Source organism: Leucobacter chromiireducens (genome assembly GCF_051993095.1).
Lineage (GTDB): Bacteria > Actinomycetota > Actinomycetes > Actinomycetales > Microbacteriaceae > Leucobacter > Leucobacter chromiireducens.
On the sequence record NZ_CP197024.1, the window covers coordinates 2,736,045 to 2,751,653 of the forward strand.

At 68.5% G+C, this 15,609-nt stretch carries 16 protein-coding genes; 6 read left to right on the top strand and 10 right to left on the bottom strand.

The window, feature by feature from the left end; all coding sequences use genetic code 11:
- Nucleotides 1–34: 34 nt before the first annotated feature.
- The 3 genes from ACR81A_RS12375 to truB form a co-directional block, all read right to left on the bottom strand.
- On the bottom strand, nt 35–343 hold the full coding sequence (locus ACR81A_RS12375; RefSeq protein WP_025134760.1) for a WhiB family transcriptional regulator: 309 nt from the start codon (nt 341–343) through the stop codon (nt 35–37).
- A 205-nt stretch (nt 344–548) separates the two neighbouring features.
- The gene (locus ACR81A_RS12380) at nt 549–905 is read right to left on the bottom strand and encodes a hypothetical protein (protein WP_202380834.1); all 357 of its coding nucleotides are present in this window, start codon (nt 903–905) and stop codon (nt 549–551) included.
- On the bottom strand, nt 902–1,867 hold the full coding sequence (gene truB, locus ACR81A_RS12385; RefSeq protein ID WP_440311971.1) for a tRNA pseudouridine(55) synthase TruB: 966 nt from the start codon (nt 1,865–1,867) through the stop codon (nt 902–904). The genes ACR81A_RS12380 and truB overlap by 4 nt, the downstream gene beginning before the upstream one ends.
- 75 nt (nt 1,868–1,942) lie before the next feature.
- Here truB and ACR81A_RS12390 point away from each other — a divergent pair, with 75 nt between their 5' ends.
- Together ACR81A_RS12390 and ACR81A_RS12395 are read left to right on the top strand one after the other, a co-directional pair.
- Nucleotides 1,943–2,386 carry a DUF2871 domain-containing protein gene (locus ACR81A_RS12390; protein WP_440311972.1) on the top strand — a complete coding sequence of 148 codons (444 nt, stop codon included), beginning with the start codon at nt 1,943–1,945 and terminating at the stop codon, nt 2,384–2,386.
- A 17-nt stretch (nt 2,387–2,403) separates the two neighbouring features.
- Nucleotides 2,404–3,309 (top strand): A/G-specific adenine glycosylase, encoded by a 906-nt coding sequence (locus ACR81A_RS12395; protein ID WP_440311973.1) that lies wholly within the window; start codon nt 2,404–2,406, stop codon nt 3,307–3,309.
- Nucleotides 3,310–3,340: 31 nt separating this feature from the next.
- Here ACR81A_RS12395 and rbfA read toward each other — a convergent pair whose 3' ends face one another.
- Nucleotides 3,341–3,775: a 30S ribosome-binding factor RbfA gene (gene rbfA / locus ACR81A_RS12400; protein WP_202380831.1), complete on the bottom strand. Its 435-nt coding sequence runs from the start codon at nt 3,773–3,775 to the stop codon at nt 3,341–3,343.
- Nucleotides 3,776–3,871: 96 nt separating this feature from the next.
- On the opposite strand from rbfA, the gene ACR81A_RS12405 reads away from it, so the two are divergent.
- The 3 genes from ACR81A_RS12405 to ACR81A_RS12415 are packed head-to-tail and all read left to right on the top strand — an operon-like array spanning nt 3,872 to nt 5,428.
- On the top strand, nt 3,872–4,555 hold the full coding sequence (locus tag ACR81A_RS12405; protein WP_440311974.1) for a DUF805 domain-containing protein: 684 nt from the start codon (nt 3,872–3,874) through the stop codon (nt 4,553–4,555).
- Between the two features lie 11 nt (nt 4,556–4,566).
- Nucleotides 4,567–5,010: a helix-turn-helix transcriptional regulator gene (locus tag ACR81A_RS12410; RefSeq protein WP_440311975.1), complete on the top strand. Its 444-nt coding sequence runs from the start codon at nt 4,567–4,569 to the stop codon at nt 5,008–5,010.
- Nucleotides 5,011–5,020: 10 nt separating this feature from the next.
- A complete protein-coding gene (locus ACR81A_RS12415) occupies nt 5,021–5,428 on the top strand; it encodes a VOC family protein (RefSeq protein ID WP_202381499.1) in 408 nt (135 codons plus the stop codon).
- A gap of 112 nt (nt 5,429–5,540) precedes the next feature.
- Here ACR81A_RS12415 and infB read toward each other — a convergent pair whose 3' ends face one another.
- The 4 genes from infB to ACR81A_RS12435 all read right to left on the bottom strand — a co-directional run bounded on the left by infB (nt 5,541) and on the right by ACR81A_RS12435 (nt 11,740).
- Complete coding sequence (gene infB, locus ACR81A_RS12420; RefSeq protein WP_202380828.1) at nt 5,541–8,297, bottom strand: translation initiation factor IF-2; 2,757 nt, start codon at nt 8,295–8,297, stop codon at nt 5,541–5,543.
- A 74-nt stretch (nt 8,298–8,371) separates the two neighbouring features.
- On the bottom strand, nt 8,372–8,713 hold the full coding sequence (locus ACR81A_RS12425; protein ID WP_440311976.1) for a YlxR family protein: 342 nt from the start codon (nt 8,711–8,713) through the stop codon (nt 8,372–8,374).
- Nucleotides 8,714–8,819: 106 nt separating this feature from the next.
- A complete protein-coding gene (nusA, locus tag ACR81A_RS12430) occupies nt 8,820–9,815 on the bottom strand; it encodes a transcription termination factor NusA (protein ID WP_202380827.1) in 996 nt (331 codons plus the stop codon).
- 158 nt (nt 9,816–9,973) lie between these two features.
- Nucleotides 9,974–11,740 (bottom strand): proline--tRNA ligase, encoded by a 1,767-nt coding sequence (locus tag ACR81A_RS12435; protein ID WP_440311977.1) that lies wholly within the window; start codon nt 11,738–11,740, stop codon nt 9,974–9,976.
- 62 nt (nt 11,741–11,802) lie between these two features.
- Between ACR81A_RS12435 and ACR81A_RS12440 the strand changes: the two genes are divergently transcribed.
- Nucleotides 11,803–13,404, top strand: coding sequence for a dolichyl-phosphate-mannose--protein mannosyltransferase (locus ACR81A_RS12440; RefSeq protein ID WP_440311978.1), 1,602 nt, complete (start codon nt 11,803–11,805; stop codon nt 13,402–13,404).
- Between the two features lie 55 nt (nt 13,405–13,459).
- Here the strand turns inward: ACR81A_RS12440 and ACR81A_RS12445 are convergent, their stop codons facing one another.
- Nucleotides 13,460–14,146 carry a response regulator gene (locus tag ACR81A_RS12445; RefSeq protein WP_202380825.1) on the bottom strand — a complete coding sequence of 229 codons (687 nt, stop codon included), beginning with the start codon at nt 14,144–14,146 and terminating at the stop codon, nt 13,460–13,462.
- Nucleotides 14,143–15,591: an ATP-binding protein gene (locus tag ACR81A_RS12450; protein WP_440311979.1), complete on the bottom strand. Its 1,449-nt coding sequence runs from the start codon at nt 15,589–15,591 to the stop codon at nt 14,143–14,145. Before ACR81A_RS12450 ends, ACR81A_RS12445 begins: the two co-directional genes overlap by 4 nt.
- Between the last annotated feature and the right edge of the window lie 18 nt (nt 15,592–15,609).

Sequence of the window (15,609 nt, forward strand, 5' to 3'; positions counted from 1 at the left end):
ATGGAGCCGCACCGCGTGGCCCGGCATCCGAGTGTTAGATCGCCTCGCGGCGGAGGCGACGGCGCTCGCGCTCAGAGAGGCCACCCCAGATACCGAAACGTTCGTCGTTCTGCAGCGCGTAGTCGAGGCACTCAGAGCGCACCTCGCAGCTCTCACAGATACGCTTCGCCTCGCGCGTCGAGCCGCCCTTCTCGGGGAAGAAGGCCTCAGGGTCCGTCTGCGCGCAGAGCGCGTCGCTCTGCCAGGCGAGGGCCTCGTCTTCCTCGCGCACACCCGGCACTCCGAGGAATACGGGATCGACGAACCAATTACCGGGGACCGGAGTCTGCGGTGTTTCGTTCACTTGTCGCCCCTTTCCTGCCAGTACCGCGTGTCGCGGCGGGAACGCCGGGACAATGCATTAATTACACCGTTGTGATTCGCGCAAGTCAAGCCGGAAAGTGTAAACCCTCAAGTCCAACTTGAAGTTCATTGACACGCGAGCGTGTCTCAGTCGCGATCTCACCGGGCGTGTCCAGGGCGCCGGAGCCTGCACGATGCGCGCTGCCTCAGCCCCAAATCACGAGCATGCGGTACGTCATAACCGCCGCCGAGAGGTGCACCACCGCAAGCACGAGGTTGGCCCAGCGAGTCCGATCCACGAGCGCCCAGAACCCCGCCCCGAGCGGCAAAAGGAATGCGACAATCAGGTACATCCAAAACTCAAGCGGGTCCCCCGCCGCGGTGTTCCCCGAGAACGGCGCCGCGATCGAGATGATGATCTGCACGAGGAGCATGAGCGCCACGACGAGGGTGGCTCCCATCGTGAAGTCGTTGGGACCCCGTTTGCGGAGCGCCTCAACGAGGCACAGCCCTGCGCCCACCAGCGCAACAGCGATCAGCGCGATCGCGTACCCGAGAATCATTCGCCGCTCCCGCCCTTCACCCCGTCCGGGGTGGGGAAGTTCGTGGCCACGAACGTGCGGCCACCCTTCACCACGACGAGCCCGATGAGCCGCCCGTCCGGGGCGAGCGCAGCAGCGAGCTTCGCGTCGTGCTCCTCACCCACCGTCACGCGCTTTCCGTGCCCCAGATCGACAGCCTGCTGCGCGTCGAGCTGCAGCGTCGGGAAGAGTGTCGTGGCAACCGTCGCGGGATCGAGGATCCGCACGTTCTCCCCGGCAACCAGCTGCTCGATTGTGCCGGCGTCGGCGACGTCGAAGGGGCCAACCGCGTCACGGCGCAGGGCGGTCAGGTGCCCGCCGAGCCCAAGCGCTGCGCCCAGATCCCGAGCGAGCGCACGAATGTACGTCCCCGTCGAGCAGCGCACGGTCGCATCGATATCGATCACCGGAGCGCCCTCGGCGGTCTCCGCCGCGCGTGGCTCGCCAATGTCAAAGGCGTGGATCGTCACGGGGCGCTGCTTCAGCTCGACCGTCTCGCCCGCGCGCACACGGTCATACGCGCGCTGTCCGTCCACCTTGATCGCGCTCACCGCACTCGGCGACTGCAAAATGTCGCCCGTGAGCTCGCGCACGGCTGCCGCAATTCGATCGGGATCCGCAAGTACGGCTGCCACGTCAGCGGCGTCCGCGACCGCGGTCGTGTCGCCCTCGCGGTCGTCGGTCACCGTTGTGACGCCCAGGCGGATCGTGGTGCGGTACGTCTTATCGAGCCCCACGAGGTGCGTGAGCAGCCGGGTCGCGGGGCCCGCGCCGAGCACCAGAAGCCCGGTGGCCATGGGGTCAAGCGTGCCCGCGTGGCCCACCTTGCGCGTGCCGAGCGCGCGGCGCGACTTCGCCACCGCGTCGTGGCTCGTCCACCCCTCGGACTTGTCGAGCAGCAGAATCCCGCCGTGCGCGGGCAACAAAACGGAAGCAGAAGTCACCCCTCCAGCCTACTGCGCGCGAATGTCATCAATTCGGCTGATGCCCCGCGCCGCAAGGCAGGCGAGGCTGGAGGTATGAAGAAACCTCTGCAGCATCTCCTCGTCTCTGCGTTCGTCTACGCCGGACTCGGCGTCGCCGCCGGCGTGTTCTTTCGCGAGTTCACCAAGCTCAACGATTTCCCGGAGGGCGCGTTCACGCAGCTCGGGGTCGCGCACACGCACCTCTTGGCGCTGGGCTTCTTCCCGTTCCTCATCCTCCTCGGGCTCGAGCGGGTCTTCACCTTCTCCGCGTCGAAGCGCGCATTTGGCTGGTTCCTCGGCCTCTACCACGCCGGTGTCATCATCACCTCGGCGATGCTCATCGTGCACGGCACGATGACGGTGCTCGATGAGCCCGTGTCCGCGGCCATCTCTGGCATCGCGGGGCTCGGCCACATCGCCATCACGGGTGGCATCATCGCCCTCTTCGTCGCGCTCCGCGCCGCCGTGCGCCGCACTGAGGTTCCCGCCACGGCATAAACCGTAGACTGGTGCGAATGGACACCACGGGGATCGCGCCGGCCGTGAACGCCTGGTACGCGCGGAACGCACGCGAGCTGCCGTGGCGCGAGCCGGCCGCGACCCCGTGGTCCATCCTCGTCTCCGAGTTCATGCTGCAGCAGACGCAGGTCGATCGAGTACTCCCCCGCTGGACGGACTGGCTGGAGCGGTGGCCCACACCGTCCGCCCTCGCGGCCGCAGAACCCGGCGAAGCAGTGCGCGCGTGGGATCGGCTTGGCTACCCCCGCCGGGCACTGTGGCTCCACCGCGCCGCCGTTGAGATCGCCGAGCAGCATGGAGATGCCGTACCGGCGGATGTCGATCAGCTCCTCGCGCTCACCGGGATCGGGCCGTACACCGCTCGCGCGATCTCGGTCTTCGCCTTCGGCGAGCACCACCCGGTCGTCGATACGAACACCCGCAGAGTCATCGCCCGCGCCGTGCACGGACGGGCCGCGGCGGGGATGCCCGCGGCGCGCGACCTCGAGGACATGGCAGCGCTCCTACCCGCGGAGCCAGCCGCGGCAGCGACGTTCAACGCGGCAGCGATGGAGCTCGGTGCCATCGTCTGCACCGCCCGAGCACCGCGCTGCGACGAGTGCCCGATCGCCGCACTCTGCGAGTGGCGGGGCGCTGGCTACCCGGACAATGCTCCAACGAAGCGGCCCAAGCAGGCACGCTTCGAAGGCAGCGATCGCCAGGCGCGCGGCCGCGTCCTCGCGCTCCTTCGGAAATCCGCGGGAGCGGTGTCCCGCGCCGCCGCGCTGCACGCGGCGAGCGACGATCCCGAGCAAGCCGAGCGCGCGGTCACCACACTTCTTGCCGACGGTCTCGTGCAGGAGGAAACTGCGATCAACGACGGCGAGACGGGCGCAGTCGTCCCCGCGCTCCGCCTCCCCTAACCGAGCCGCGGCCCGGTACTACTGCGCGGTACTACTGATCGTCGTCCTCGTCGCGAGGCTTCGTGTACGGATCGGCCTCACCCGCGAAGGTGGCGTTCGCCGCAAGTGCGGCCGACTCATCGTCACGACGCTTCGCCTCAGCGAGCAAGTCGCTCAAGTGCTGCGCGCTCTCGGGCAGCTCATCGTGAATGAACTCGAGCGTGGGCGTCAGCCTCGTGCCCAGCTGCTTCCCGACCTCGCTGCGCAGCATGCCGGTCGCGGCCTTCAGCGCTGCGGCGGTGTCAGCCTGCTCCTGCTCGTCGCCGTAGACCGTGTAGAACACGCTCGCCTGCTGCAGATCGCCCGTTACGCGGACGTCCGTGATGGTCACAAAACCGAGCCGCGGATCGCGCAGCCCCTTCTCCAGGCGACGAGCGATGATCTGCTGGATCCGCTCCGCTACCTTCCCCGCACGTGGATTCGTCATACCCCAATACTAGCCGTGAGTGCCCCGGGAGGTCCCCAGGCTCGCGCCCGCGCGGTAGCGTGGAGGCCACCGCCCCTCCCCAACGGAAGTTGCACTGTGAACGACACCGCTTCAGACCCCCACCCGGATCAGGATGAGCCTGCGGCGCCACAGCACTCGGCCCCGCAGTACGCGCCGCCTCAATATGCGGCTCCGCAGTACGCCGCGCCCCAGTACGCACCCCAGTACGCACCCCAGTACGCCGAGCCCCAGTACGCAGCGCAACCCGGCGCAGCGAACTGGGCTCCCGCGCCGGGCACGGGCGAACCCTTCGATGGCGCAGCTGATCCGCGCGATCTGAGCCGCCCGCTCTACGGCGCGACACTCGGGCAGGCGATCGCCCGGTTCTTCCGCGGCTACGTCCGCTTCGAGGGGCGCGCGTCCCTCAGCGAGTATTGGTTCGCCCGGCTCTTCCTCGCGATGCTGATGCTCGGGTGGGTGCTTGGCACCGCGGGCGTACTGAGCCTCCCCGATTCCGCGGGACAGCCGGCCGCCGGCGCTTGGATCACGCTCGGGATCCTCGTCACGCTGGGCCTCGCGCTCCCCTCCATTGCGAGCATGTGGCGGCGCCTCCACGACGCGAACTTCCCGGGCCCGCTCTGGTTCCTGACGTTTGCCCCCGCGGGTGATCTGGTGCTGCTCGTGCTGATGCTCATGCGTTCTCGCCCCGAGGGTCGGCGCTTCGACGCAGCACCGCAGGGCTCCTTCGCCAGCCCGGCCGGCCCCGCCGCGGGCCGCTAACCGACGCACGCATGCCTCCCCACTCTGCCGCGGAAGAGCGGCGCTTGCAGGCGCTGCGCCTCCTGCGGCAGGTGCGCGACCGCATCGATCGCGACTACGCGGAGCCCCTGAACGTCGCTGAGCTGGGCCGTGGCGTGGGGATGTCGGCCGGCCACCTCAGCCGCGAGTTCACCGCAGCGTACGGGGAGTCGCCGTATAGCTACCTCATGACGCGCCGAATCGAGCGGGCGATGACGCTTCTCCGGCGCGGGGATCTCTCAGTCACCGAGGTGTGCTTTGCCGTTGGCTACGGCTCGCTTGGCACGTTCAGTACACGGTTCGCGGAGCTTGTCGGGGTCTCCCCCGGGCGGTATCGGCGCGAGGGCGGCCCGCTCACCGGTCTGCCGGGAATCGTCACGATGCGCGCCACAAAACCCGTCAGGAATCGAGAAGTTCCGGCGACCGGCGAGGAGTAGCGTGACCGGCATGAAGATCAACATTCACGTCACCTTCCTGCCCCACACTGACGCTGAGTCGTCGCTCACGTTCTACCGCGATGTGCTCGGCTTCGAGCTGCGCAATGATGTCGGCTACGGCGACATGCGGTGGCTCACCGTGGGCCCGGAGAACCAGCCGGAGACCTCCATAGTGCTCGGACCGCCGGCGGTGGACCCCGGGCTCACCGATGATGAGCGACGCGTGATCGCCGAGCTCATCGCGAAGGGCTCGTACGCCTCGATTGTGTTCGCCACCGACGAGCTCGAGCCGCTCTTCGCGCGAGTCGAGGCCGCCGGGACCGAGATCCTGCAAGAGCCCATGGACCAGGACTGGGGCACACGCGACTTCGCATTCCGGGACCCTGCGGGCAACACGGTGCGTGTGCAGCAGCTCTGACAAACGTATTTCCTGCGCGGCGGTGCAGGGCGGCCTCACCCGGCCGCCGACAACGGAGAAAGGCCCGGGCAGCACACTCGCTGCCCGGGCCTTTCTCCGTTACACCCTGCGGTTAGTCGCGGGGCTTCTCAACCATCTCGGTGGTCTCGATCTCGTCGCCGACCTGGATGTCGTTGTACTTGCCGAGGCCGATACCAGCCTCGAAGTCCACCTTCACCTCGGTGACGTCGTCCTTGAAGCGGCGCAGCGACTCGATGGCGAGGCCATCGGCGATGACAACGCCCTCGCGGATGACGCGAGCCTTCGCGTTACGCGTGATCGTGCCGGAGCGAACGATGACACCCGCGATGTTGCCGAACTTCGACGAACGGAAGACCTCGCGGACCTCCGCAACACCCGACTGCTTCTCTTCGTACTCAGGCTTGAGCATGCCCTTGAGTGCACCCTCAATGTCATCGAGCGCGTTGTAGATGACGTTGTAGAAGCGGATGTCGATGCCCTCGCGCGCTGCGCGCTCGCGAGCCTTGACGTCGGGACGCACGTTGAAGCCGATGACGATCGCGTTGTCGATCGTGGCGAGATCCACGTCCGACTCGGTGATCGCACCCACACCGCGGTGGAGGATACGGAGCTGGACCGAATCGTCCACCTCGATCTTCATGAGCGACTCCTCGAGCGCCTCAACGGCACCCGACACGTCACCCTTGATGATGAGGTTGAGCGACTCAACCTTGCCATCCTCAAGCGCCTTCGTGAACTCTTCGAGGCTGATGCGCTTGCGGGCCTTGGCGAGCATCGCGTTGCGCTCAGCGGCCTCACGCTTCTCAGCGATCTGGCGGGCCGTGCGGTCCTCGGGCGTCACGATGAAGTTATCGCCTGCACGCGGCACGCTCGAGAGACCCTGCACCGAAACGGGACGCGAGGGAAGTGCCTCGAGCACCGGATCGCCGTTCTCGTCGTGCATCGCACGGACGCGGCCGTAGGCCGTGCCCGCAACAATTGCGTCGCCAACGCGCAGCGTACCCGACTGGATGAGCACGGTGGCAACCGAGCCGCGACCCTTATCGAGCTTCGCCTCGATGGCCACACCACGTGCGTCCTTATCCGGGTTCGCGCGCAGGTCGAGGCCAGCGTCAGCGGTCAGGAGGACCGCGTCGAGGAGTTCGGTGATGCCCACGTTGTTCTTCGCGGAGACGTCGCGGAACATCACGTCGCCGCCCCACTCCTCGGAGACGAGGCCGAACTCGGTGAGCTGCTGACGCACCTTCTCCGGGTTCGCGTCTTCCTTATCGACCTTGTTGACCGCGACCACGATCGGCACGCCCGCCGACTGTGCGTGGTTCAGCGCCTCAATCGTCTGCGGCATGATGCCGTCATCGGCCGCGACCACGAGGATCGCGATGTCGGTGACCTGCGCACCACGGGCACGCATGGCGGTAAACGCCTCGTGACCCGGGGTATCGATGAATGTCAGCGCACGCTCGACGCCGTCGTGCTCGGTGTGCACCTGGTACGCACCGATGTGCTGCGTGATGCCGCCGGCCTCGCCGCCGCCCACGTTCGCCTTACGGATCGCGTCGAGCAGTCGGGTCTTACCGTGATCGACGTGGCCCATGACCGTCACCACGGGCGGGCGGGGCTGCAGGACGTCGTCGCCCTCTTCCTCAAGCTCCGACTCGATGTCGATGTCGAAGCCCTCGAGCAGCTCGCGGTCCTCGTCCTCAGGCGAAACGACCTGGATCTTGTAGCCCAGCTCCTCACCGAGGATCTGGAACGTCGCCTCGTCGAGCGACTCCGTTGCCGTCGCCATCTCACCGAGGTGGAACAGCACGGTCACGAGGTTCGATGCGCTCGTATCGATCTTGTCCGCGAAATCGCTCAGCGATGCACCACGGCGCAGGCGGATCGGAGTCGATCCGTTGCCCCGGGGTACGCTCACGCCGCCCAGTGACGGCGCCTCGCGCATCTCGAATTCTGCCCGCTTCGCCCGCTTCGACTTGCGTGCCTTGCTCTTGGAGCCACCGCGACCGAATGCGCCAGCGGTGCCTGCACCACGGCCACCACGACCGCGACCAGCGAAACCGCCGCCGGGACGGGGACCACCGAAACCGGTTCCGGGCGCGCCAGCGCCGCCGCCACCACCGGGACGGTTAAAGCCACCGCCACCACCGGGACGACCGCCGCCGCCCGGGCGACCGGGGCCGCCGGGACGACCTGCACCGGCTGCACCAGGTGCGGGACGCGGCGAGGGACGCGGGATGTTGCCCGGGTTCGGGCGACCTGCTCCGCCACCGGGGCGGGGCATGCCCTGGTTCGAGTTGAAGGGGTTGTTGCCGGGGCGCGGCGGGCGCGGAATGCCCATGCCCTGGCTGGAAGCGAAGGGGTTGTTTCCGGGGCGCGGGCCGCCGGGCTTCGCAGCGGCACCGGGCTTCGCGCCCGGCTTCGCAGCAGCACCGGGCTTCGCGCCGGGCTTTGCCGCCGCAGGCTTCGGGGCACCGGGCTTGTCGGCCGCAGCGGCCTTCGGCGCAGCGGGCTTCTCCGCCGCAGCGGCCTTTTCAGCAGCGGGCGCGGCCGGGGCTGCGGGAGCCTCGGGCTCAGCGACCTTCGGGGCAGCGGGCTTCGGACCAGGCCGGGGGCCGGGCTTCTGCGCCGCAGGGGTCTTGGGGGCAGCGGGGGTCGCCGCCGACTCGGCGGGGGTGCCGCTCACGCCATCAGCTGCGAGCGCAGCCTTGACCTTGCGCGCCACGGGGGGCGCGACGCTGGAGGAGGACGCCTTGACGAACTCTCCCATTTCTTTCAGCTTGGCCAGAACGACCTTGCTATCGACACCGATCTCCGCAGCGATCTCGTGTACGCGTGGGTTTGCCACTTTTCTCCTGTCTGGGTTCACGCCAGACAGGCGAGAACCAAAATTACTGGACGGGTCTCATCGTGAGCCGCTCATTAGTTGTCCATGAGTGTTTTCAGCCTGTTCTCTAAGGGGCCGGCATCGGGCTTCCCCGATGCTCGCAGCGCGCGGGGAAAAGCCCCACGCTTCACAGCTTGATCCAGACACTGAGCCAGGGGGTGAACCCAGGCTCCCCGCCCCGGAAGCACCGCACGATCATCGACGCACAGTCGACCTTCGTGCACCACGACTCGAAGCAGTTCCGTGCGTGGAGCGCGTTTCCGACACGCCACACAGGTCCGAACCGCATCCATCTTACCAGCTTCCTGTCTGTGTCTCGCGCTGACGGCGTGCCGTCCGCTGCGGGCAGACTCCTCCCCAAAGGGTACGTACTTCATGCATGTTCGGCACCCGCTCGTCGGCAATCCACCCGCCGGGGCCGGGCCCGCGCGAAACGGGCGATGCCGGGGCTCCCCAGCACCGCCCGTACGCAGACTCGGTGAACTAATCGTTCATGATCGAGTCAGGCTGAATGTCGATCTTCGCGCCCGTGAGCTTCGCTGCGAGGCGAGCGTTCTGCCCTTCCTTGCCGATCGCAAGCGACAGCTGGAAGTCGGGCACCAGCGCGCGCACCTGCTTGAGCGACTCGTTGAGCATGAACACGTCGGTCACCTTTGCGGGAGACAGCGCGTTGGCGACGAACTTCGGAAGCTCGGGCGAGTAGTCGACGATGTCGATCTTCTCCTCGCCGAGCTCGCTCATCACGGCACGCACGCGGCTGCCCATCTCGCCGATGCAGGTGCCCTTCGCATTGATGCCGGCCTGCTTCGCGCGCACGGCAACCTTCGAGCGGTGGCCCGCCTCGCGCGCGAGCGACACGATCTCGACCAGGCCCTCAGCGAGCTCCGGCACCTCCCGTTCGAAGAGCTTGCGCACCAGCCCGGGGTGGGTGCGGGACACAACGACCTGCGGTCCCTTCGTGCCCTTCGACACGCTCGTCACGTACACGCGGATGCGCATGCCGTGCGGGTACTTTTCGCCGGGCACCTGCTCCTCGGGAGGCAGGATCGCCTCGAGTTCGCCGAGGTCGACGTGCACCATGCGCGGGTTCGGCCCCTGCTGCACGATGCCCGAAACGACCTGACCCTCGCGGTCCTTGAAGGTGCCGAGCACGGCGTCGTCGCTCAGGTCGCGCAGTCGCTGGTTGATGACCTGCTTTGCGGCACTCGACGCCACGCGGCCAAACTCGTCGGTGGTGATGTACGCTTCACCGATCTTCTGCCCTGCCTCGTCGAGCTCGGGTACGAGCACCGAGATCTCACCGCTCTTGCGGTCCAGCGTCACGCGCACATCAGACTCGCGCGGCACTGGGATGTTCTGGTTTTCCGCGTGACGAATGTACGCGGACTGGATGGCCTGCTCAATAATCTCAACGAGCTCGTCGAACGGAATTTCCTTCTCGCGTTCGATCTGTCGCAGCGTTACCAGCTCGATCTTCACCGTGGCCTCCTTGTATTGAACTGTCTATTCAGATGTCACCCGGGGACAGCCCCGGGCGGAAGAGACTAGATTACTCCAGCCACATGACAAGTGCCACCTGTCGCCCGCGCGGGTGCGTCGGCAACAGGTGGCACGTGCAACGAGCCGGGGCTCCGGGGCTACGCGGAGAACAGCCCCGGGATGTGGGCGATCGCAACCTTTTCCTTGGTGCCATCAGCGCGGTTCCACACCTCGGCAAAGCCTTCAGCGGCGTCACGTCCGACGACCACCACGCGCGGCACGCCGAGCAGCTCAGCATCGCCAAACTTCACGCCGGGCGACACCTTGGGGCGATCGTCGAACAGCACGTCAGCCCCGGCGGCCTCGAGCTCGCCGGCCAGGGTCTCAGCGATCTCGAACACGGCAGCGTCGCGACCGGTGGCCACGAGGTGCACGTCGAAGGGCGCGATCGCCTCGGGCCAGATGAGCCCGCGGTCGTCATGGTGCAGCTCGGCAAGGATCGCCATGATGCGGGTCACACCGATGCCGTACGAGCCCATCGTCACGGTGACGAGCTTCCCGTTCTCATCGAGCACCTTGAGCCCCAGCGCCTCCGCGTACTTGCGTCCGAGCTGGAACACGTGGCCGATTTCCATGCCGCGCGCGGCCTCAATCGGGCCGGACCCGTCGGGAGCGGGATCACCGTCGCGCACCGACGCGATGTCGGCAACGCCGTCGGCGCTGAAGTCGCGCCCCATCACAAGGTGCGCCACGTGCTTCTCCGACTCGTTGGCGCCGGTGATCCACTCCGTGCCCGACACCACGCGGGGGTCGAGCAGGTAGCGCACGCCGGTGCTGCCCTCGGTGCCGAGCACGGCCTGGCCGCCGAGCACGGGCCCGATGTAGCCACGCACGAGGCCCGGGTGCTTTTCGAAGTCTGCCGCCGTGGCCGGCTCAACATCGGCGCCCCCGAAGACGACCTCGGCACGCTTCATGTCGGCATCACGGTCCCCCGGCATTCCGACGACCACGAGCTCCCGCTCGCCACCGATCGGCGTGATTGCGAGCACCACGTTCTTGAGCGTGTCCGCGGCCTCCCACGGGCGACCGTCGGCCCGCGGAATGACTGCATTGGCGTGCGCAACGAGCGTCTCGATCGTGGGGGTGTTCGGGGAGTCGAACACAGCGGCGGCCGGTGCGTTCGTGAAGTCGATCGCCTCGGGCACCGGGGTCTCGTACGCCTCAACATTGGCCGCGTAGCCGCCGGCCGAGCGGACGAAGGTGTCCTCACCGATCGGCGTGGGCAGCAGGAACTCCTCGCTGCGCGAGCCGCCCATGGCGCCCGCGTCGGCGGAGACGATGACGTACTCGAGGCCGAGGCGCGTGAAGATGCGCTCGTAGGCGTCGCGCTGCTTCTGGTAGCTCGCGGCAAGCCCCTCGTCGGTCACGTCGAAGGAGTATGCGTCCTTCATGGTGAACTCGCGGCCACGGAGCAGACCGGCGCGGGGCCGCGCCTCGTCGCGGTACTTATCCTGGATCTGGAAGAGCTGCAGCGGCAGGTCCTTGTAGGAGGACACAATGTCCTTCACCATGAGCGTGAAGGCTTCCTCGTGCGTGGGGGCGAGGAGGTGATCGGCGCCGTGCCGATCCTGTAGGCGGAACATCGTCTCGCCGTACTCGTCCCAACGGCCGGTTGCCTCGTAGGGATCGCGGGGCAGCAACGCGGGGAAGTGCACCTCGTGCGCGCCGGCCGCCGCCATCTCCTCGCGGATGATCTGCTCGAGCTTGCCCTTCACGCGCAGGCCGAGTGGCAGCCACCCAAAGACGCCCGGCGACTGCCGCCGGATGTAGCCCGCCCGCACCAGCAGCTTGTGGCTGGCGACCTCGGCGTCCGCGGGGTCCTCGCGGAGAGTCTTCAGGAAGTAATTGCTGAGCCGTGTGATCACCCCACCATCGTAGCCCTCTCGACGCGCGCTCACCCGCTGCGGCGAGCGCCTAGGCTGGGCGCATGCGCGAGTGGGTGAGGTGGCTGGGTCCGATAGCGGTGCTCGTCCTCGCCGCGCTGCTCCGTTTTTGGGCGCTCGGGCGCCCAGGCACGCTCGTGTTTGACGAGCTGTACTACGTGCGCGACGCGATCAGCCAGCTTGCACACGGGTTCCCCACGGTGTGGCCGGACGATGATCCCTCAATGGCTGGGGATCGGGCCACGGCGTTCACTGCCGAGGCGTCGAACGCGGTGCACCCACCACTCGGCAAGTGGTTGATCGGGATCGGGATCCTCGTGTTCGGCCCCGAAAGCGGCTGGGGGTGGCGCAGCGCAGCGGCACTCGCGGGGGTCGGCACCGTCGGCGTGGTGATGCGCCTCGCCTGGCTGATGTCGCGCAGTCTCATCCTCGCGTGCCTCGCGGGCTTCCTCCTCGCGATCGACGGCGTGCACGTGGTGCTCAGCCGCGTGGGCCTCCTCGACGGCTTCCTCGCGTTCTTCGTTGCGCTCGGCGCGCTCTTCGTCTGGCGGGATCAGCTCGCCCGGGCAGAGCGCGGGCGACTCGGCGAGGGGGGTGGCACAGCCCGGATCCCGATCTGGTGGCATCGTCCCTGGCTCATCGCGGCGGCGGTGGCCTTTGGCGCAGCGGCCGCGGTGAAGTGGTCGGGGCTGTACCCGCTCGCGTTCTTCCTCGTGTTCATCACGGTGCGGGATCTGCTCGCACGGCTCCGCGCGCGCGAGCCCCGCGCGGTCTGGCGTGCGACCTGGCAGGCCGGGGCAACCGCCCTCGTCGCGCTCCCCACTGCGGCACTCACTTACCTCGCGAGCTGGGTCGGCTGGATCGTGACGGCCGGCGGTCACGCACGCGAGCCGGGGGTCCCCTGGCCCGTGTCGTTGCTGCGCTACCACCGCGAGATGCTCGGCTGGCACAGCACGCTCAGCGCCCCGCACCCGTACCAGGCGAACCCACTCACGTGGCCGCTGGCGCTTCGCCCCACCGGCATGTACGAGCAACACTGGGCGAGCGGCTGCCCGTTCACCGAGTGCGTTGCGGCGGTGTCTCCGCTCCCGAACGCGCTCGTCACATGGGGTGGCGTGGTGGCGCTCGGGGTACTCGGCTGGTGGGCGGTGCGCTCACTCTGGGTGGGCCGGCGACCCGCACCGCTGCACGCGGGATCCGCGTGCGGTTCAGAGCCCGCGCCGCGCCCTACGCAGAACCTGGCACCGCTCCTTCCCATCACCACGGCCGCTGGTTTCGTGCTCGTCGGCTACCTCTCCGGGTGGCTCCCCTGGGTCGCGACCGTGAGTCGATCCGCGGTGTTCCAGTTCTACGCGGTGGTGCTCACGCCGTTTGCGGCACTCGCGCTCGCGCTGTGCATCGGAGCGGTGTGCCGGCTCGGCCCGAGCTTCAGCGCCGCACCAGGATTCCCTCCTGAACGGAGTTTCCACACGACGTTGGAGCTCCGAGTGCTCAGCCCCGAGGAGCTCCTTGGGCGACGCCTCGCCACCGCGGTCTTCCTCGCCCTCGCGCTCGCGGTCGCCCTGTTCTTCTTCCCGCTGTGGTCCGGGCAGCCGATCGCCGAGTGGTTCTGGCGCGCGCACCTGTGGCTGCCCGGCTGGAACTAGACCCGGCTGAAGTAAGACCCGGCTGGAACGAGCTCCCGCTGAAGTGAGACCGAGCTCAGAGCAGCCGCCGCGCGAGCGCCCACGCGGTGAGCTCGTGCCGGTTCGAGAGCTGCAACTTGCGCAGCACCTTCGACACGTGCGTCTCGACGGTCTTCACGGAGAGGAAGAGCTCGGCCGCGACCTCCTTGTAGGCGTAGCCGCGCGCGATCATGCGCATCACTTCCTGCTCGCGTGCGGTGAGCCGGTCCAGCTCATCGTCTGCGGCGGCGATCTCCCCACCGCCCGCACCGAACGCGTCGAGCACGAAGCCCGCCAGCCGTGGCGAGAACACCGCGTCTCCGCCATGCACGCGCACAACCGCCGCCGTCACCTCCGCGCCCGATGCGGTCTTCGTGAGGTACCCACGCGCGCCCCCGCGGATCACGCTCACCACGTCGTCGGCAGCGTCTGAAACGCTGAGCGCGAGCACCCGCACCTCAGCCGCGCCGGGGAGCCCCGCAATGCGGCGCAGCACCTCGGCCCCGCCCCCGCCCGCGCCACCGGGCAGGTGAACGTCGAGGAGCACGACATCGGGCGCAGTGTCCGCGATCACGGCGACCGCCTCATCGACAGTCGCGGCCTCCGCCACCACTTCGAGCTCGGCGCCCAGCTCGGCGCGCAGCCCCGTGCGGAAGATCTGGTGGTCGTCGACGATCACCACGCGGATCGGGGCGGGCAGCTGCGCCGTCTCAGGTGCGCTCATCGTTCTTCCTCCGGGGTTCTCGTGTCGGGCACAGCTCCATTGTCCTCGCTCGCGGCACGCAGCATGGAGAGTCGCACGGACGTGCCGCCACCCGGGCCGGGAACGATGCGTGCGGTGCCGCCGGCGCGCTCCATGCGGCCGAGGATTGACTCGCGCACGCCCATCCGATCAGCGGGTAGCTCGCTCGGGTCGAGTCCCGGCCCGCGATCGGTCACGTCGATCGACACGCGTTCGCCGTTCGACTCGAGATACACGGTGACATCGCCGCCCGCGTGCCGCGCCGCGTTCAGCATCGCCTCGCGCGCCGCCGCCACGATGGCCTCGGGCGCAACGCCCGCCGCGCCCACCTCGACCACCTCAAAGCGCACGGCGTGGTGTTCCTCGAGCCCGGCCGCATGCGCACGAAGCTCTTCGGCCGCCGCCTCGCGTTCGCGGGGAGCCGCGCCGTCCGCGGTGCGGAACAGCCACTCACGTAGTTCGCGCTCCTGTCCACGGGCGATCCGCGCGACCTCGCTGCCCGGGGTGGAACGCTGCTGAATGAGCGCGAGTGTCTGCAGCACCGAGTCGTGGAGGTGCGCCGCGATGTCGGCGCGCTCGGCCTCCCGGGCGCGCGCCGCACGCTCGGCCATGAGCTCCCGGTTGACGCGCAGCAACCACGGTGCGATCGCGAGCGCGACCCCAGCGAGCACCGCGAACGCCGCGGTAATGACCGTCCAGGCGTTTGGCTCGCGCGCCGTGATGAAGAACATGAGGACGCCCGCGGCGACAAGCGCAACGGCGCCCAGCACCCGCGGCACTTGGTTGCGGTCGGGCCGGTCCCGATCCGCGATCTGCCACCAGGTCAGTCCGACTCCCACGAGCACTGCCATGGCGGGCAGAAGCACCTCGAGGTTCACGCGTACGCCGAGGCGCACGAGCACGAAGCCGACGCCAACGACGAGGAGGCAGCCGCCCAACAGCAGCTCCGCGATCGGCCAGCGCGTCCCCCGCTCGCCCGCGGCAGGCGCGGCAGGTTCAGGCGAAGCAGTGCCAGGAGAAGCAGTGCCAGGAGAAGCAGTGCCAGGAGAAGCTGTGCCCGACGAAGGGCCATACCCCCGTGCAGGAGCAGGAGCAGGAGCAGGAGCAGGATCAGAGACCCAGGGAGCCGCGGCATCGACCACCGAGTCCGCTGGGAGGGCGGGCTCTGCCTGTTCGGCGGCGAGCGCGGCGGAGTTCGGCTTCGTGAGTGCGCGGCGCAACGGCACGACCCCGTCGGTCTCGCCCGCCTTCGGCACGGTCGCCCACAGCCACGCGTAGAGCAGTGCTCCCGCGCCGCCCATGAGCGCGAGCACCACCATTGCCACCCGCACGGCCACGACCGGCACTCCCAGATGCGCGGCAAGCCCACCGCAGACTCCAGCGAGGAAGCGGTCGTCGGTCGCGCGGACGAGGGGCGGTCGTGTCATGCACCTATCCAAGCAGCA